The sequence below is a fragment of the Nocardia cyriacigeorgica NBRC 100375 genome (assembly GCF_000308555.1).
Taxonomy (GTDB): domain Bacteria; phylum Actinomycetota; class Actinomycetes; order Mycobacteriales; family Mycobacteriaceae; genus Nocardia; species Nocardia cyriacigeorgica.
This window is the reverse complement of the sequence record NZ_BAFY01000117.1, coordinates 1-17,576: the sequence shown is the minus strand read 5'-3', so window position 1 is coordinate 17,576 and position 17,576 is coordinate 1. Positions and strand designations below refer to the sequence as shown.

Genomic DNA, 17,576 nt, shown 5'->3' with positions numbered 1-17,576 from the left:
CGGACACAGCGCGGAGCCGCAAATCTCGGGTCGGCGCCGACCCGCCTCGTATCCTGTCCGGTACCGGGTGTCGACGTGAAGGGCGGTCGCCAATGCTCGTGCGAGTGCAGAACAGCGCAGGCACCAATGCCGAACGGGCATTGATCGACTGGTTGCGCACCTGGAAGGACCCGGGTAGCCCGCATGGCGTGGCCACCATCAATTGCAGCCTGTTCCATCAGGACACCCTGCATCAGTTCGACGCGGTGATCTGGACACCGACCAGCTGTGTGGTGATCGAGGCCGAGGCGCTGATGGCGCGCCAGGAGGGCGTGCTGCAGATCCCGCTCAACGGCGCGTGGACGGTCTCGGGTGAGCCTGCGGTCTGGGAGAACAAGGACCGGCGCACGCCGCTGGAACGCTCCCGCGACCACACCTTCGCGCTGCAGAACTGGCTGGCGGCCCGTGGGCTCGGCCAGCGCGCGGTGCACGGCGTCGCGCTGATCGTGCCGATGCGCGGCGCCCGGATCCAGCTCGAACAGGCGTGGAGTGACCCGAGTTTCGACGCCATCCTCGGCGACGATCCGGAACGGCTACGGCACTACTTCGACACCCTCGCGCAAGCGGAAAACCATTTGTGGACCGCCAACGACGTCGCCGTCGCCTTCCGCGGCCTCGGCATCCTGCCGTATCTGCCCGCCCCGCAGGAGTTGCTCAACGAGGGGTTCCTTGGCCCCATCGACATCACGCTGTGGCACGGCGGCCCGGCCCAAGCGCAGGCCGAGGCCTACGCCGAGGAGCTGGCGCAGGCCGAGCGTGAGGCCGCCGCCAAGTCGAAGGTGCTGCAAGCGCCCTGGTACAGCCCGTGGAAGTTGTATCCGCCGGAACGCGGCGACGTCGATTTCGGGCGGGCGTTCATGCGGTCCACCTTGGCGGTCGGCATGGTTATCGCCTTCGCCTGGGTGCTGTGGATGGTCATCACCGCGATCCTCACCTACGGCCCGTAGGCGCTTGCCGGCGGCGGTGACTATCGTCGTTGCGGTGATCGCAGCACCCGGAACGGGCGAACCCGCCGCGCGTGGACCGGATACCGCACCCGACGCGCCGATGCCCGATCAGGCCGGCGCGTGGGGTACGGCAGCGGCCGCGGGTGCGGTCACCGTCGCGATTCCACTGAGCTTCCCACCCGACGGCGGCCCGACCGGCCTCGATCAGCGCATCGGCGGACCGATCAGCGCCGCTCTCGATCCCCGGCCATGGGTCGCCGAGGTGCTGGCACTGGCGAGCAATACCTGGGTGGTGATCGCGTTGATGCTGGCCGGGGCCGCCTGGTTCGGCTGGCAGCAGCGCTGGTGGCGCGCCGCGACCATGGTGGCGGTGCCGGAGGTCGCGGCCGGGCTCAATACCTGGGCGCTCAAACCCTTCTGGGGACGGCCACTGCACGACTATCTGGCCTATCCGAGCGGGCACACCGTCCACCTGGTGGCGGTTGCGACGACGTTTCTGGTGCTGATCGAATCCACCAGGGCACGGGCGGTGATCGCCGGCTGCGCGGTGGTGGCGTGGGTGTCGGCGGCGATCGGCATGATCGCCCTCGACTATCACCACGCCACCGACATCATCGGCGGGGCCGGTGCGGCCGTCGCGCTGTCGGTGCTGCTGTGCTCGGCGATCGCGCAGCTGCAACGGCGTACGACTCCGGCCGCCTGATTGGAACCCGTCCGAGGTGACTACCGCACGTCGCGGGCAAGTACGGCCGACCGAGGGGTACAGCGCGACCCTGAGCCCAGCGGAGCATGCCGAGCAGACCGCCCGCACCGGAGGAAATGCCTCCACTCGCCGCGGGCGAGATCTGCTCGATTACTCCCGTTCGTAGACGCTCGCGTCGTCGAGCATGGCCGCGCGCAGCATGGGTTCGGGCACGCCCATCGCCTCGATCAGGGTCAGCGCGTCCGGGCGCAGCCGGTCGACGAGTTCGTTCACTCCGCGCCGCACCGCCTTGCCCCGCTCCACCGACATGAACCGGTGCATGATGTACCAGGACAGGTTCTCTTCGAGGGTGGCGTAGACGAACAGATCGCACATCGTTTCCGCCAGCGCCCTGGCGTCGGGGTCCTCGATTCCGCTGATGCCCTCGATGAACGCCTCCAGCACGAGCCGATCGATATGGGCCGAACCCGCGGCCAGAATGTGGTCCTGGGCGTTGTTGAACGCCTCGAACGGGCTGGTCTCCTCGGCCCGCGCGCGCAGCCGGTGCGCGGCGGTGCGGACCAGATAGTCCTCGCGGTCGGCGAACAACTGCAGCTGAACCGCGCGCTTGGACAGATCGCCCTCGTCGACGGATTCGTCGCCGCGATCGCGCAGGGTCTGGATCAGCTGACGCACCCCCGAGCGCTTGCGCACCACGTCACCGGCCATGGTGGCAGCGAAGCGCACCCACCCCAGCGCGTCCAGATCGCGGACCTCGTCGGAGTAGGCGGTCAGCAGTTCCTTCGCGACCAGCTGGGTCAAGACGACATTGTCACCTTCGAAGGTGGTGAACACGTCGGTATCGGCCTTGAGGGTGACCAGCCGGTTCTCGGTCAGGTAGCCCGCACCGCCGCAGGCCTCGCGGCATTCCTGGATCGCCCGGGTGGCGTGGCGGGTCTGGGCGACCTTGAGGCCCGCGGCCCGCTTCTCCAGCGCGCGCTGGGCACCCGGGTCGAGGTCCTGGCCGGTCTGCACCAGGTGCATGCGCCGCACCAGGTCGTTCTGCGCGAAGGCCAGCGCGTAGGAGCGCGCGATCAGCGGCAGCAGTCTGCGCTGATGATTGCGGTAGTCCAGCAGCAGGATCTCGCCGCCGTCGTCGGGGTCGCCGAACTGACGCCGTTTCAGGGCGTACCGGCCTGCGATGCTGAGCGCCACCCGCGCGCCCGCCGCAGCGGCCCCGCCCACACTGACTCGACCGCGGACCAGGGTGCCGAGGGTGGTGAAGAAGCGGCGGCTCGGGTTCTCGATCTCGGAGCTGTAGGTGCCGTCGGGCGCGACGTCGGCGTAGCGGTTGAGCAGGTTCTCCCGGGGGACGCGCACGTGATCGAAGACGATGCGGCCGTTGTCGACCCCGGGCAGCCCGCCCTTGAGACCGCAGTCGGAGGTGGTGACGCCGGGCAGGTCGTTGCCCTGCTCGTCGCGGATGGGCACCAGCAGGCAGTGCACACCGTGGTTGCCCGCCGGGGTGATGAGCTGCGCGAAAACCGCTGCCATCCGGGCGTGTTCGGCCGCGCCGCCGATGTAGTCCTTACGCGCCGAGGGGGTCGGGGTGTGCACCACGAATTCCTGGGTCGCCGGATCGTAGGTCGCGGTGGTCTCGAGATTGGCGACGTCGCTGCCGTGGCCGGATTCGGTCATCGCGAAACAGCCGAGCAGATCCAGCGAGATCAGCTTTTTGATGAATTCGCGGTGCCGCTCGGTGCCGAGATTTTCCACCGCACCGCCGAACAGGCCCCACTGCACGCCCGATTTCACCCATAGCGACAGGTCGGTGTAGGCCAGCATTTCCAGCCCGACGACGGCCGCGCCCGGTTCGCCGGTGCCGCCGTTCTCCCGGCGGAAGCCGCGCTCGGCCAGGCCCAGCCCGGCCAGCGTCCGCATCTGCTCGAGCACCCGGGCCCTGGCGGCGCGGTAGTCGAGTCCGGGATCGCCGGCGAACCGGTCGCCGGCCAGTTGCTCGCGTGCCTGTTGCCTGACCTCGCCCCACGGTCCGTCCAGGGCTTCACGTAGGTGATCTGCCGTCGATGCGCTGCCGGTAGCCATGCCCCGACCATAGCCGTATCCGTCGGCGCCGGGCCGAAAGAACGCGGCGCGAGATCGGTCACCACACCGGCGATCGCCACCGTGGCGCGACGGTCGTCACCGCCGGGCATCCGGCGCTCTGCCTGCGGTTGCGGGTATCACGATGCGCGGGTCCGGTCGGGGTGACTACCTTCACGGCTATGGCTATTGGCGCGCCCTCGGGAGGAGACATCGGCGAATCACGCGTCGAAGATTTCGCGGCGCGCGGTCCACGGCGGCGCAGAATCCTGCGGCTGCCCGTGGTGACGCAGGCCTTCGGGCGCCTGGTCGGCGATCGGCAGGCGACGGCCGACACCATCGTCGCCGCCCCGACGCCGTTGCAGCCGATCGATCTCACCGACGACGCCAAGGTCGCCGAGGTGCTCGACCTCGCGGTACGCATGGGCGAGGTCGTGCTCGCCTCCGGGACGTCGGTCAACGACACCACCACGACGGTGCGGTTCATCGCCGCCACCTACGGTCTGGCGCGCTGCGATGTCGACGTCACCTTCGACGCGATCCGCATCTGGGCCGACCGCGGCCGCTCGCTGCCACCGGCCAGCAGCATGCGGATCGTGCACTACCGCGGCATGGATTTCACCCGGCTGGCGGCGGTGGACCGGCTGACCCGGCGCATCCGCACCCAGGTCGTCGATCCGGAGGACGCGCGCGCCGCCCTCGACGCCATCACCTCCGCGCCGCATCCCTACCCGCGCTGGATGGCGACCTTCGGCTGGTCGCTGCTGGCCGCCGCCATCGCGGTGCTGCTCGGGGCGGGCGCGCTCGTCGCGGTGATCAGTTTCGCCGCCACCGCGGCGATCGACCGGGTCAACCGGATCCTCAATCGGTACGGGCTGCCGTTCTTCTTCCAGCACATGGCCGGCGGCGCGATCGCCGCCACCCCGGCGATCGTCCTGGCGACGCTGGCCGAACCCTTGGGCATCGACGTGGATCCGACGCTGATCATCGCGGCCGGAATCACTGTGCTGCTCAGTGGCCTGCAATTGGTCGGTTCGGTGCAGGACGCCATCACCGGCAGTCCGATCACCGCCGCGGCCCGCATGCTCGAGGTGGTGATGATGACCGGCGGCATCGTCGCCGGGATCGCGCTGGCGCTGCGGGTCGGCCAGATCCTCGGGGCGACCTCACCGCCGCTGGACCTGACCCCCGCCCGGGTCTTCACCGATCTGCCGGTCAAACTGCTCGCCGGTGCGGTGGCCGCGCTGGCCTACGCGCTGGCCTGTTACGCCGAGCGCCGGGCGTTGGCCGCCGCCGCGCTCAGCGGCGCGGTGGGCACGGTGGTGTTCCTGCTGGTGCAGCACGCGGGGTTCGGGCCGGTGGTGTCGTCCGGGGCCGCGGCTACGATCATCGGCCTCGCCGGTGGTCTGATGGCGCGTCGTGCGTTGACTCCGCCGTTGATCGTCGCGGTCGCCGGCATCACCCCGCTGCTGCCCGGTCTCAGCGTCTATCGCGGCCTGTACGGAACGCTCAACGACGAGCTGCTCATCGGGGCCAATCAATTGCTGGCCGCGCTCGGTGTCGGGTGTGCGCTGGCCGCGGGCGTCACCCTCGGCGAATGGTTCGACCGGACGGTGGTGCGTCCGCCGGTGCTTCGCCGCTTCGGCAATCTGCGCCGGCCGATCGTGCGGCGCCGCCGCAGGCCCGCCGGACTGCCGCCCTACCTGCGCAAGGAGATTCCGCCCTACCTGCGCAAGCAGAAGTGAGCCCATCGCGGGAAGATCGGTGAGCCGGTATCGTCGAAGCGATCGGTCCGCCGCTGCGCGGTCGGGCCACGGCATCCGGCCCGCGGCCGGTCGAGCCGACGGTTCCAGTGAGGGTGAGGTGGTTTCGGATATGTCGCACGGTCCGAATGTGTCGGAGACCGATCACGCCGCCGCGGACCCGCTACCGTTCTCCGCGCAGATCCGTAGCGCCACCGCCCGGCAGCACGAAGAGGCGGAGAACTCCTCGTTCATCTCCGACATGCTCGGCGGCGAACTCGGCGTCGAGTCCTACCTGCGCTACACCGGCCAGCTGTGGTTCATCTACCGCGCGCTGGAAGGCCGCTGGGACGCCCTGGCCGAGGACCCGATCGCCGGGCCGTTCATCCGCCCCGAGCTGGCCCGCACCGCCGAACTCGAACGCGACCTGGCTCATCTGGCCGGCCCACGGTGGCGCGAAGGGCTCGAACCGCTGCCCGCCACCGCCGCCTACGCCGCCCGCATCGACGAGTGCGCGCGCGAGTGGCCCGGCGGCTATATCGCCCACCACTACACCCGCTATCTCGGCGACCTGTCCGGCGGCCAGGTCATCCGCGGGACCGCCGAGAAGCTGTGGAATCTGCCGCATCGGGGTGACGGCGTGCGTTTCTACGTCTTCGACGGTGTCGGCAACCCGGCCGCGTTCAAACGCGAATACCGGGCGCTGCTGGACCGGATGCCGCTCGACGATCTGGAGCGGCGCCGCGTCCTGGACGAGGGTCAGCGGGCCTTCGCGATGAATACCGCGGTGTTCGCGGAACTGGCCGAGGAATTCCCGACCCGTCGGCCGTCCTGATCCCCGTCCGGCTCATCTGGTCAAGCGACCGATCAACGCACGCGCGGTTACGCGGCGGTTATCTGTCACTCCCGGTTTCATATTCCTTGTCTGAAAACTGTTGTAACACACAAAATCCCCGCCGACGCGGTCGTGACCATTCCCACAACGACTCGACGCCGATCCGGCTTGCTACCGACGGGTAACCCCGATTACTGTTCCGGTCAGTCAGGACGAAGGTGTTCCTACTTTCGGCCCGGCGAATCTTTCGGGGGGTCGAAATCTTCGATTGTCCGCATCCACCGCTGCATGCCGGACAGCTCTGTGCGACAACGGCTTCGAGTGAACAGCAGGGGTAGACAGTGGTTTCTTTTATTGTGACAGGCGGTACCGGCTTTCTGGGTCGTCGCGTCGTGCAAGGAATTCTGGACAGTGCGCCGGACGCACAGGTGCATGTGCTGGTGCGCGCCGAATCGCTGACCAAGTTCGAGTCCCTGGCCACCCGCTGGCGTGGCAGCGACCGGGTGCACCCGCTGGTCGGTGACCTCACCGCGGACGGCCTCGGACTCACCGCGCCCGCACCGGCCGCCGATCACATCATCCATCTCGGCGCCGTCTACGATATGACCGCCGACGAGGCCACGGCGCACGCGGCGAATGTGCGCGGCACCAATTCCGTTCTGGCGCTGGCGAAACAACTCGATGCGGTGCTGCATCACGTTTCTTCGGTAGCGGTGGCCGGTGATCATCGCGGTCAATTCTTCGAGGAGGATTTCGATCTCGGACAGCGCCTGACCTCGCCCTACCATCGCACCAAGTTCGCGGCCGAGAAAATGGTGCGCGAATCCCAGGGCGTGCGCTGGCGGGTGTATCGGCCCGCGATCATCGTCGGCGATTCGCGCACCGGCGAAATGGACAAGATCGACGGTCCCTACTACTTCTTCCCGGCCATTGCCGCGCTCGGCGGGCTGCCCGCCGAATTGCCGCTGCCGCTGCCCGATCTCGGCGCGACGAATGTGGTTCCGGTCGACTACGTCGCCGCGGCCATGGTCGAACTGGTGCGCAGGCCGGGCCTGGACGGGCGCACGTTCCACCTGGTGAATCCGCGTCCGCAACCGTTCGGTGAGATCTACGGCGCGCTCGCCGCCGCGGCCGGCGCGCCCACGGGCGTTGGTCCGTTGCCGGGCAGCCGTGCCGCGTTGAGTGGGCTGGCGCATCTGCCGGGTGTGCCCTCGGTGCGCGATTTCCTCTTGGAACGGCTGGGCATTCCGGCCGCGGTCGCGCCGCACGTGTCGTTCTCGGCGGAGTTCGTTTCCGATTCGACGCGCGCGCTGGTGCGCGGGCTGCCGGTGCCGGAGTTCGGCAGCTACGCGGGACGGCTGTGGGAGTACTGGCGCGCCAACCTCGATCCGGACCGTCATCGCCCGGGCTCCGCCGAGGAGATCTTCACCGGCCGGATCGTCCTCATCACCGGTGCGTCGTCGGGAATCGGGCTGGCCACCGCGCATGCGGTGGCACGTCGCGGCGCGACGGTGCTGATGGTGGCGCGTGGCCGCGCGGAATTGGAAGCCGCGGCGGAGGCGGTGCGCGCCGACGGCGGTGACGCGCACGCCTACGCGTGCGATATCACCGATGCCGAGGCCGTCGACACCTTGGTCGCCACGATCCTCGCCGACCACGGTGGGGTCGACTATCTGGTGAACAATGCCGGCCGGTCGATCCGGCGATCGGTGGTCAACTCCACCGACCGCATGCACGATTTCGAACGGACCATGGCGGTCAACTATTTCGGCGCGGTCCGGCTGATCCTGGCGCTGCTGCCGTCGATGCGCGAGCGCCGCTTCGGCCACATCGTCAATATCTCGTCCATCGCGGTGCAGACGAAGGTGCCGCGTTTCGCCGCCTACGTCGCCAGCAAGTCGGCGCTGGACAATTTCAGTGAGATCGCGGCGGTGGAGAATCGCGATGCGGGCATCACCTTCACCTCGGTGCGGATGCCACTGGTGCGCACGCCGATGATCGCGCCGACCGATCTCTACCGCTCGCTGCCGGTCCCCGATCCGGCGCAGGCCGCGGCCATCGTGGTGCGGGCGCTGGTCGAACGGCCCGACCGGATCGACACGCCGGTCGGCACCTTCGCGCAGGCGGTGGAGCTGCTCATGCCGTCGGTCAAGCGCTCCATCATGCATCAGGGCTACCGGATCTTCGGTGAGTCCAAGGCCGCCGCGGGTGTGGCGCCGCGGCCGGAGGGTCCGGGCGCCGCGACCGCCGATCAGCTCGCCGAGCAGCCGCGCAGCCCGTTGACGGCGTTGTCGCCGGTGCTGCTGCCGCTCATGGCATTGCCCGGTCCGGCGGCACGGATGGCCAGGGTGGTGCCGGGCCTGCACTGGTAGTTCTGGTCATTCGGCAGCTCACAGCAGGTGGGCAGCGAAGTCGGCTGCCGCGGCGATGGTGTCGCGGTAGCCGACGTGCGCGTCCGGATTCATCGCGCCGAGTTCGCAGATCGGATCGCCGGGTGCGCAGAAGTTCCTGGTCCGGCCCGCATACATATCGGTGACCGACCACGCATTGAGGCGCAGCGGGTCACCGAACAACAACACCGCGGCGATGTGTGGCGCGATCGCGGGCGGCAGCTGCCGGATTCCCGGCATCAAGGCCATGACTCCGGTACCCAGCGCACCGTGCACGACGAGGGCGCCCTGCGAGTACCCGGCGATGATGTAGCGCTGTCCGGGACATCGGGCGGATCGGGCGATGAGGTGATCGACCAGATCGGTGGTGCCCGTGCTCACCGACGCCGGGTCGAGCAGGTCGGCGGGATAACGCACCGCGTAGGCTCCGACGCTCACCGTCACCGTCTCGGACACCGCGGCATACAGCGGATCACCCACCACCGCACCGAGATACCCCGGTTCGTGGGTGCCGCGCGCGACGACCAGTTCCGCGGCCGCACATCCGTCTGCCCTGGCTGCGTTACTCCAGCACCCGATTCCGAGCGCCAGCAGGATTGCCGCGAATATCGGTGCCGCAGCACGAATAATGGTCCGACCACAGTGTCCGGCCATCGTGATCACCGCCGTTCACACCCGAAAGTGCCTGCCGGGGCGTCGGTGTCGGCGGCACCGGCCCGGCCGTATCCGCGAAGGTACGAACGGTGGCCCACCGGGTCAAGCCGGATGCGCCAACCGATATCGACTCAACGCCCAACCGTGTCCTGATCCGTCAGGCAACGAGAACCGCGGCGCCGACGAAACGTCCGTGCGCGAGGTCGCCGAGGACGCGGTCGGCGCAGACGATGGCCGCACTCAGAAACGAGCCGCCAGCAAGTCCGTGGCCTCGCGCGCCAGGCCCATCAGCATGCGGGCCTGACTGCTGATATCGGTCGCGGATCTATCCGCTCCGACCCGGGTGCTCAACGACAGCGCCGCCACTGCCATGCCGCGCCTGCGCACCGGGACCGCGACGCAGCCGATTCCCGGCACCGATTCCTCGTTGTCGACCGCCACGCCTTGGCGGTGCCGAATCCGGTCCAGTTCGCGGTGCAGTTCGACGCGGTCGCCGATGGTACGTGCGGTCAACTGCGGCAGCCGGTCCCGGAACGAGGCATCGACCACGCTGGGCTCCATCGCGGCCAGCATGGCCTTGCCGAGGGCGGTGCTGTGCGCCGGCATCCGGCCGCCGAGGCGGGTGGGGACGCTCGCGGTATATCTGCCGCCCACCTTGTCCAGGTAGAGAACCTCGCGCCCGTCCAGCACACCGAGGTGCCCGACGAGTTCGAGGTCGCTGCGCCGGCACAGGTCGTGCAGCAGCGGACTCACCGCGTCACGGATCTCGTTGTGCCCGGCGGCCAATCCACCGAGTTCGAGCACGCGCAGACCGAGCCGGTAGCCGCCGGGCGCGTGGGCGAGCCAGCGCAGCCGGATCATCTGATCGAGGATGCGGTGCACGGTGGAGCGGGGCAGGCCGGTGCGTTCGACCAGTTGGTGCAGGGTCAGTGCCGGGGTCGCGCCGTCGAAGGCGTCCAGGATGAGCGTCATCCGCTCGATCATCGAGACCGGAGGCTCGGGGCGTGGCACCGGATCCTGGCCGGCCCGCAACGCACCGGTCCCGGGGTGAGTCGGCACCTCGACCGTCAAGATCAACCTCCATCGTGCAGCGGCTACAGCTTAGGAGCGGTGCACGCACCGCAAGCACGGATTCGGCCGGTCGAGACCACGATCACATACCGTTTGGTCTCGGCATCGAGCGTTGCCCTCAGTTGGGCAGCAGCGGGGTGACGAGCCTGCTGCACAGCCAGCGGCCGTCGACCAGCTCCATCCGGGTGGACATCGAGATCTGCTCGGTCTCCTCCGGCTTGCTCGGCGGTGAGTTGATCTGGGTGAGCAGCACATCCACCTCGGCGACGGAGTCGGCCTCGCTCATGGTGGCGCTGCATTCCGCGCCGGCGGCGCGCGAGCGGACCGGATCGGAGGCGACGAGCACCCCGACCATCGGCAGCACGCCCTGCGCCTGGGCTTCCCATTCGCCGGTGGCGCCGTCGTGGACGCGTCGCTCCCAGCCGTCGGGGTCGTCGTAGTCGTAGGTGGCCATCAGCTTGCTGTACTCACAGGCCGCGTGTTCGGCGGCGGCCTGTGCGCCTGCCGGTGGGGTGGGCGGTGCCGGCGTCTGCGGGTCGTCACCGCCGCGCAGCACCACTGCGGTGACGGCGGCTGCGGCGAAGATCGTGAGGGCGATGGCTGCTGCGGCCAGCGGTCTGCGTGCCTTGCGCCATCTCGACACCGGTGGCCGGCTCGTAGCGGAGGTGGTGACGGCAGAGCGTCCGGGTGCAGCGTTCGGAGACAACGAGGCCGGGCCGGTCGAGGCCGGCGCCGGAGTGCGAGGTGCCGTCAACGCCCGGCGGGCCGCGGCCGCCAATTCACCGCAGCTGCCGTATCTTTCGTCGCGATTCTTCGCCATGGCTCGCGCGATGACGTCGTCGAAAGCGGGCGGAACCGCCGGGTTGCGCCCGCTGGGACGCGGCACGGGCGCGTTGAGGTGGGCGGCGATGAGCTGCCCGGTGCTGGCCCCGGGGTAGGGCAGTTCACCGGTCAGCATGTAGTAGAGGGTGCAGCCGAGGGCGTACACATCGGCACGGTGGTCGGTGTCGGCACGCAACTCGAACTGCTCGGGCGCCGCGTAATGGAAACTGGCGTAGAGCTCCCCGGTCCTGGTCAGGCCGTCGGTGCGGTCGAGGGCCTTCGCGATACCGAAATCGGTGAGGTAGACCTGCCGTTGCGGTCCCCATTCCAGCAGGATGTTGGCGGGCTTGACATCTCGATGCAAAACACCGAACCGGTGCGCGTGGTCGAGAGCCTTCGCGGTTTCCTCGGTGATCCGCACCGCGTCGGCGGGCCGGATCGGCCCGTCCCGCAGCGCGGTCGCCACATCGGTGCCCTCGATGTACTGGATCGCCATCCAGAGCCGATCCTGCTCCTGCCCCCTGGCGTACACCGCCACGATATTCGGATGCGCCAGCCGCGCGGCCGTATCGGCCTCCCGCAGAAACCGCGCCCGCACCTCCCCGTCGTCCCCGATCACCGGGCTCAGCAGCTTCAACGCGACCATCCGGGGCAGGTCCCGGTCATGCGCCAGATACACCTGCCCCATGCCGCCCTCCCCGAGCAGCCGTTCGATCCGATAACCGGCGAACTCCTGCCCCACCGCCAGCCGTCGATCCACCCGCTATCCCTCCACGAAAACTGCCGCATACCTTAGCGGATGGGCGGTGTCCCCCAACTGCCATGACTTTTCGTGGCCCCGGTCGGGTTATGCAGCCTTGGCTCACGCGCGACCTGGTTCAGCTCAGAGCCCCGGCCAGCCGTAGCGGACGGAACCGGGCGCCAGGCCCGCGAGCCGGGACTGGGTAGCCGGTTGCGGCGCGGGTTGAGGCTGGGAAACCTGGGTTTGGGCGGCGTCGGCGAGGGTGCGGCGGTAGGCATCCATGTCCATCCAGCGGATCTGCTGGATGAGTTCTTCGAGGTGGGCAGCGGGCTGATAGCCGGCTTGCGAGTACACCAGCAGACCTTCGCGGAAGCCCATCAGCCACGGGTAGCTGTCGACTTGGGCGGCCGCGACCAGGGCCGGTTCGGCTTCGCCGTCGACGGTGGCGTGCACGATATCGGGATGCGTTTCGGCGGAGGATCGGTAAACCGGCGCGAAGCGGGTGCACCAGCCGCACCAGGACGCCCAGAACTCGACCAGCACGATGTGGTTGCTCGCGATGACCTGGTCGAAGGTCTGCTGAGTCAGTGCTGTCGTAGGCATCGGTGTTCCTCCCGGCGATCGGCTCCGACCCGAATCGCTCCTCGCGTGCAACCGACCTCGAATCCTCGCATAGAACTCGGTCGATCGCGCGCCGGTGCACCACCTCCACAGCACAGCACGGTCGGGCGATTTCCCCGGGCAGGGGCCGTGGGGTTCCATCTACATCGTGCGGTGGCGCTCAGCCTGATACCGCCGTGGACGGCGGTGAGCTCACCGATGAATTCCGGCGCTGCACCCCGTCCTATCCGTGAGGGGCCGGTGTGCGCAGTCGGCCGAAACGGCGAACAGGAGTGGACGATGACCGATGCCGACGTCCGGGCGGTGGTCGCCGAGCAGCGGCGATACCTGACCGAGGTGCTGGGCGGGCTGGACGAGCCGGGCTGGGACTCGCCGACGTTGTGCGAGGGGTGGCGGGTGCGCGAAGTCGTCGCGCACATCACCATGCCGTACCGGATGTCGCTGCCCGGGTTCGTGCTGGGCATGATCAAGGCGCGCGGCAATTTCAACCGGATGTCGGACCGCAGCGCCCGCGCCGACGCGGCGGAACTCACCTCCTCGCAGCTGCTCACCTGCCTGCACGACAACGTGAATCATCCGTGGAAGCCGCCCGGTGGTGGGTTCGTCGGCGCGCTCAGCCACGACGTGATCCACGGTCTGGACATCACCGTCGGTCTCGGCCTCGACGACGTACTGCCCGAGCATCGGCTGCGGCCGGTCCTGGAGTCGGTGCGGCCGAAGCAGGTGAAGTATTTCGGCGTCGACCTCACCGGTGTCCAGCTGCGCGCCGACGATCTCGACTGGACCTTCGGCACCGGCACCCCACTCACGGGACGCGCCCAGGATCTGCTGCTCGTCTTGTCCGGCCGCACTCTCCCGGCCGGCCATCTGCGCGGGCCGGCAGCCGATCGGTTCAGTGCCGTCGGGTAGTCCGGTCAGCTCGGAACTCGGCATCGCTGCCACTGCCGGCCGGCGGGCGTCGCGTCGACCAGGCCGGTCTCGCCGGTGGCGACGGGCCCCCGAACCGCATCAGGTAATCCCGGCGTCCGGCACGGCGGAAATTCATCCCACGCATGCACCGCCCGCGCGGTACAGTCCCCCGGGTGGCATGGATAGCCCCCGAGATCGATCGGATCGAGACGTTGTCCGTGGCCGATGAGCGGCCGATGTTGCAGTCGTGGCTGGACTACCACCGCCAGACCCTGCTGCTGAAATGCGCAGGCCTGAACGCCGCCCAACTCGCCCAGCGCTGCGTAGCCCCCTCCAAGATGTCCCTGCACGGCCTCATCCGCCACCTCACCGAAAGCGAACGCGGCTGGTTCCGCGTCACCGCCGCCGGCGAATCCCTCGACTACCTCTACTGCTCCGAAGCCAACCCCGACGGCGACTTCGACGACATCCCCGACGCCGACCCGGCCACCGACCTCGCCACCTACCACCGCGAACGAACCCTCGCCGACGCCGCCGTCGCACCCCTGCCCCTCGACCACCGCTGCCACCACCCGGTAACCGGCACCGAATACACCCTCCGCTGGATCTACCTGCACATGATCGAGGAATACGCCCGCCACAACGGCCACGCCGACTTCCTCCGCGAACGCATCGATGGGCGAACGGGGCAGTAGCCGAGGTTTCACCCCGCCGCTCCGCCCCAACTGGACGCTGCCCGCGCAGATCGAACCGTGCGCAGCGACCGGCGGGTCCGTCCCCGCTGGGTGCCGACGGGATTCCGCGTGGTGTTGGACCGGCCGAACCGGGCGGTGCGGTGATCGCGGTCGTTCACCGCACCGCCGGATCGTCAGACTGCCGACGGCGTCATCGTGTTCGCGGCGCGGACGACGGCCTGCATCGTCGCGGCGACCACCGAGTCGCTGCGGCCGCAGGACCAGCCCGTTCGGCCGTTGATTCGATATTCGACGTAGGTGATCGCCGGGCTCGCGTTGCCGGCGATGAGGGACTGCTGGTGCAAGGCCAGGACTTCTACCGGGCGGCCGATTTCTCGCAGCGCCGACGTGAGGGCGTCCACCGGGCCGATGGCACGGTGTTCGCTGGTGTGCGTGCGGCCATCGGCGGTGAGCGTGACGGCCGTCGCGGACTCGTCGGTCTGCCAGTGGTCGAGTCTCACGGCGCCGGAGCCGGAGCCCATGTACACCCGCTCGAACAGTTCGCGCAGTTCGGCCGCGGTGATTTCCGCACCCGTTCCGTCGGTGTGCTCCTGCACATGCCGGGCGAAATCGATTTGCAGGCGTCGCGGGAGGTCCATGCCGTATTCGGTGTGCAGCAGGTAGGCGATGCCGCCTTTGCCTGATTGGGAATTCACCCGGATCACGGCGTCGTAGCTGCGGCCGAGGTCGGCGGGGTCGATGGGCAGGTACGGGACCTGCCAGTCGAGGTCGCGCTCGGGGCGACCGGTGGCGGCGGCGCGGGCGCGGTGTTCGGCGAGGCCCTTGTTGATGGCGTCCTGATGGGTGCCGGAGAAGGCGGTGTGCACCAGGTCGCCGACGTAGGGGTGGCGTTCGGGGACGGGCAGGCGGGTGCAGTATTCGACGGTGCGGCGGATCTCGTCGATATCGGAGAAGTCGATCATCGGATCCACGCCTTGGGCATGCAGATTCAAGGCGAGAGTGGCGATGTCGACGTTGCCGGTGCGTTCGCCGTTGCCGAACACGCAGCCCTCGACTCGCTGCGCGCCGGCCAGTATGGCCAGTTCGGCGCAGGCGATGCCGGTGCCGCGGTCGTTGTGCGGGTGCACCGACAGGATGACGCTGTCGCGCCGGGCCAGCGTGCGATGCATGTATTCGATCTGGTCGGCGTACACGTTCGGCGTCGCGACCTCGACCGTCGCGGGCAGATTCAGAATGACCGGCCGCTGCGGGGTCGCGTCCCACAGGTCCGTCATCGCGTCGCAGATATCGCGCACGTAGCCGGGTTCGGTCAGGTTGAAGACCTCCGGTGAGAACTCGAATCGCACGTTGGGCAGATCGCCGGCGAACTCGAGCACATCGCGGCCACCGTTCAGGATCAATTCACAGAGTTCGCGAGTGTCCTTGCCGAGCACGATGTTGCGCCATACCGGCGCGGTCGCGGTGTACATGTGGATGACGACCTCATTGCGCAGACCCCGCACCGACGCGACGGTTCGTTCGATCAGATCGCGTCGGGCAGGGGTGAACACCACGATCGCGACATCGGGAGGCGCGATATCGGTGTCGGCCAGCAGCCGCACGAAATCGAAGTCGGTCTGCGAGGCCGACGGGTAGCCGACCTCGATCTCCTTGTACCCCATGGCGACCAGCAGTTCGAAGAAACGCCGTTTGCGTTCGGGATCCATGGGTTCGGCCAGCGCTTGGTTGCCGTCGCGCAGGTCGACCGGCACCCACAGTGGCGCCTGGGTGATCTGCGCGGAAGGCCAATCACGGTGCACGAGTGGCACTTCCACGCGCTCGTAGATATTCCGATAGCGGTGCGACGCCATCTGCGAATGCCGCTGCCGATTCCAGGCGGGGGCCTGCGACGGGATGGCGCCCGACGGGGTGTCGATGGTGGGGAATGCACGCGAGGTCATTGTTCTGCTTCCTGGCCGTTCGGCCGTCACGACAAACGAGGTGACCGGCCGACGACGAAACCCCACGGCGGGGTGGCCGATCGGTCAGGCCCCGCCGTGGCGGTCGAGGAGCAGGCGGTGAGCGAGCATGGCCTAGACTATACACAACTCCTCAGACAAGTAGAGAGGTCCGGGAATGGACAGCCAGGTACGGCGGCACCCGCTGGCCGAGCAGGCGGCCGAACTGCTGCTGGCCCGCATCCGTGGCGGCGAATGGCCGCTGGGGCACCGACTCCCCGGCGAGACCACCTTGGCCGCTCAACTGGGCGTCGGCCGCTCGACGGTTCGGGAAGCGATCCGCGAGCTGGCGGGCAAGGGTGTGCTGGCCAGCCGCCAGGGTGCGGGAGTGTTCGTCACCGCGCTCGACGTCAGCGAGGAATGGGACATCGTGCTGCGTCGCGCCACCATCGCCTCGGTGATCGAGGCTCGCATCGCCATCGAAGCCGAAGCGGCGGCGCTGGCCGCGCATCGGCGCACCCCCACCGACCTGCGGGCGATCCGGCGTGCGCTGGCTGCCCGGAGTGTGGCGGGTCAGACGGTGGCCGAGCACGTCGATGCCGATATGGAATTCCATCGCGCGGTCCTGGTCGCCGCGCACAACGACATCCTGGTCCAGCTCTTCGACGCGTTCCTGCCGCGCCTGCGATTGGCGATGATCGACATGCTCGAGATCCGCCCGGTCCCCTCCGAGCGCGCCGACCACGCCGCCCATGAACAGCTCGCCGACGCGATCGCGGCCCGAAATGCCACGGCCGCAGCGGAGTTCAGCCGCACCCATCTCACCGCCCTGAAGGAGGCCTTCTCGTGACCGCACCCGTGCTCGACCTGACCGAGGTGACCTTCCGGCGCGAGGGCAAACAGATCCTCGACGGCATCTCCCTGACCGTGCATGCCGGCGAGCATTGGGCACTGCTCGGGCCGAACGGTGCGGGCAAGAGCACGTTGCTCGGTTTGTGCGGCGCGCTCACCCACCCCACCTCCGGGACGGTCCGGGTGCTGGGTGAGCAGCTGGGCCGAGTGGAGTTGCAACGACTGCGCCGGTCCATCGGCCATGTGAACCCGCGTCATCCGCTGCGCTACCCGCTGACGGTCCGCGAGGTCGTGCTCACCGGGCTCACCGGCACCATCGACACCCCGATGCGCTGGAGCCCGTCGGCCGACGACCTGGCCCGCGCGCACGCCATGATCGACACCGTCGGCCTGTCCGGTAAGGCGGACGAGGTGTGGCCGACGCTGTCGCAGGGTGAACGCGGGCGCACCCTCATCGCCCGTGCGCTGATCGCCGAACCGCGCCTGATGCTGCTCGACGAGCCATCCACCGGTCTCGATGTCGCCGCCCGCGAACAGC

The 17,576-nt window shown here is 68.9% G+C and carries 15 protein-coding genes; 9 read left to right on the top strand and 6 right to left on the bottom strand.

Annotation, left to right across the window (positions count from 1 at the left end):
• Nucleotides 1-104: 104 nt before the first annotated feature.
• Both RJ05_RS10860 and RJ05_RS10855 read left to right on the top strand, forming a co-directional pair.
• Nucleotides 105-986 (top strand): nuclease-related domain-containing protein, encoded by an 882-nt coding sequence (locus tag RJ05_RS10860; RefSeq protein WP_249040457.1) that lies wholly within the window; start codon nucleotides 105-107, stop codon nucleotides 984-986.
• Nucleotides 987-1,020: 34 nt separating this feature from the next.
• On the top strand, nucleotides 1,021-1,689 hold the full coding sequence (locus tag RJ05_RS10855) for a phosphatase PAP2 family protein (RefSeq protein ID WP_036536393.1): 669 nt from the start codon (nucleotides 1,021-1,023) through the stop codon (nucleotides 1,687-1,689).
• A gap of 150 nt (nucleotides 1,690-1,839) precedes the next feature.
• On the opposite strand, the gene RJ05_RS10850 is transcribed toward RJ05_RS10855, so the two are convergent.
• Nucleotides 1,840-3,771, bottom strand: a complete 1,932-nt coding sequence (locus RJ05_RS10850) for an acyl-CoA dehydrogenase family protein (RefSeq protein ID WP_036536391.1) — start codon at nucleotides 3,769-3,771, stop codon at nucleotides 1,840-1,842.
• 179 nt (nucleotides 3,772-3,950) lie between these two features.
• Between RJ05_RS10850 and RJ05_RS10845 the strand changes: the two genes are divergently transcribed.
• The 3 genes from RJ05_RS10845 to RJ05_RS10835 all read left to right on the top strand — a co-directional run bounded on the left by RJ05_RS10845 (nucleotide 3,951) and on the right by RJ05_RS10835 (nucleotide 8,717).
• The gene (locus RJ05_RS10845) at nucleotides 3,951-5,513 is read left to right on the top strand and encodes a threonine/serine exporter family protein (RefSeq protein WP_211357597.1); all 1,563 of its coding nucleotides are present in this window, start codon (nucleotides 3,951-3,953) and stop codon (nucleotides 5,511-5,513) included.
• A gap of 148 nt (nucleotides 5,514-5,661) precedes the next feature.
• The gene (locus RJ05_RS10840) at nucleotides 5,662-6,345 is read left to right on the top strand and encodes a biliverdin-producing heme oxygenase (RefSeq protein WP_036536478.1); all 684 of its coding nucleotides are present in this window, start codon (nucleotides 5,662-5,664) and stop codon (nucleotides 6,343-6,345) included.
• Nucleotides 6,346-6,686: 341 nt separating this feature from the next.
• Nucleotides 6,687-8,717, top strand: coding sequence for an SDR family oxidoreductase (locus RJ05_RS10835; RefSeq protein WP_036536388.1), 2,031 nt, complete (start codon nucleotides 6,687-6,689; stop codon nucleotides 8,715-8,717).
• An 18-nt stretch (nucleotides 8,718-8,735) separates the two neighbouring features.
• Here RJ05_RS10835 and RJ05_RS10830 read toward each other — a convergent pair whose 3' ends face one another.
• From RJ05_RS10830 to RJ05_RS10815, 4 genes are all read right to left on the bottom strand, one after another.
• Nucleotides 8,736-9,389 carry a cutinase family protein gene (locus RJ05_RS10830; protein ID WP_051016426.1) on the bottom strand — a complete coding sequence of 218 codons (654 nt, stop codon included), beginning with the start codon at nucleotides 9,387-9,389 and terminating at the stop codon, nucleotides 8,736-8,738.
• 240 nt (nucleotides 9,390-9,629) lie between these two features.
• Nucleotides 9,630-10,460, bottom strand: a complete 831-nt coding sequence (locus tag RJ05_RS10825) for an IclR family transcriptional regulator (protein WP_036536473.1) — start codon at nucleotides 10,458-10,460, stop codon at nucleotides 9,630-9,632.
• 118 nt (nucleotides 10,461-10,578) lie between these two features.
• Nucleotides 10,579-12,042 (bottom strand): serine/threonine-protein kinase, encoded by a 1,464-nt coding sequence (locus RJ05_RS10820; protein ID WP_249040456.1) that lies wholly within the window; start codon nucleotides 12,040-12,042, stop codon nucleotides 10,579-10,581.
• Nucleotides 12,043-12,165: 123 nt separating this feature from the next.
• The gene (locus RJ05_RS10815) at nucleotides 12,166-12,627 is read right to left on the bottom strand and encodes a thioredoxin family protein (protein WP_036536385.1); all 462 of its coding nucleotides are present in this window, start codon (nucleotides 12,625-12,627) and stop codon (nucleotides 12,166-12,168) included.
• A gap of 297 nt (nucleotides 12,628-12,924) precedes the next feature.
• Here RJ05_RS10815 and RJ05_RS10810 point away from each other — a divergent pair, with 297 nt between their 5' ends.
• Both RJ05_RS10810 and RJ05_RS10805 read left to right on the top strand, forming a co-directional pair.
• The gene (locus RJ05_RS10810; RefSeq protein WP_036536382.1) at nucleotides 12,925-13,554 is read left to right on the top strand and encodes a maleylpyruvate isomerase family mycothiol-dependent enzyme; all 630 of its coding nucleotides are present in this window, start codon (nucleotides 12,925-12,927) and stop codon (nucleotides 13,552-13,554) included.
• A 173-nt stretch (nucleotides 13,555-13,727) separates the two neighbouring features.
• The gene (locus RJ05_RS10805) at nucleotides 13,728-14,249 is read left to right on the top strand and encodes a DinB family protein (protein WP_036536379.1); all 522 of its coding nucleotides are present in this window, start codon (nucleotides 13,728-13,730) and stop codon (nucleotides 14,247-14,249) included.
• Between the two features lie 173 nt (nucleotides 14,250-14,422).
• On the opposite strand, the gene RJ05_RS10800 is transcribed toward RJ05_RS10805, so the two are convergent.
• A complete protein-coding gene (locus RJ05_RS10800; protein WP_036536377.1) occupies nucleotides 14,423-16,189 on the bottom strand; it encodes a 2-isopropylmalate synthase in 1,767 nt (588 codons plus the stop codon).
• 175 nt (nucleotides 16,190-16,364) lie between these two features.
• Between RJ05_RS10800 and RJ05_RS10795 the strand changes: the two genes are divergently transcribed.
• Nucleotides 16,365-17,036 carry a FadR/GntR family transcriptional regulator gene (locus RJ05_RS10795; protein ID WP_036536374.1) on the top strand — a complete coding sequence of 224 codons (672 nt, stop codon included), beginning with the start codon at nucleotides 16,365-16,367 and terminating at the stop codon, nucleotides 17,034-17,036.
• A partial coding sequence (locus tag RJ05_RS10790) for an ABC transporter ATP-binding protein (RefSeq protein WP_036536372.1) occupies nucleotides 17,033-17,576 on the top strand: 544 nt, incomplete at its 3' end. The genes RJ05_RS10795 and RJ05_RS10790, both read left to right, overlap by 4 nt.

What these genes read in the sequence shown, in the direction of transcription:
- RJ05_RS10815 (WP_036536385.1), bottom strand. Translation starts at nt 12,627, where the DNA reads ATGCCTACGACAGCACTGACTCAGCAGACCTTCGACCAGGTCATCGCG.
- RJ05_RS10845 (WP_211357597.1), top strand. Translation starts at nt 3,951, where the DNA reads ATGGCTATTGGCGCGCCCTCGGGAGGAGACATCGGCGAATCACGCGTC.
- RJ05_RS10830 (WP_051016426.1), bottom strand. Translation starts at nt 9,389, where the DNA reads ATGGCCGGACACTGTGGTCGGACCATTATTCGTGCTGCGGCACCGATA.
- RJ05_RS10850 (WP_036536391.1), bottom strand. Translation starts at nt 3,771, where the DNA reads ATGGCTACCGGCAGCGCATCGACGGCAGATCACCTACGTGAAGCCCTG.
- RJ05_RS10810 (WP_036536382.1), top strand. Translation starts at nt 12,925, where the DNA reads ATGACCGATGCCGACGTCCGGGCGGTGGTCGCCGAGCAGCGGCGATAC.
- RJ05_RS10800 (WP_036536377.1), bottom strand. Translation starts at nt 16,189, where the DNA reads ATGACCTCGCGTGCATTCCCCACCATCGACACCCCGTCGGGCGCCATC.
- RJ05_RS10795 (WP_036536374.1), top strand. Translation starts at nt 16,365, where the DNA reads ATGGACAGCCAGGTACGGCGGCACCCGCTGGCCGAGCAGGCGGCCGAA.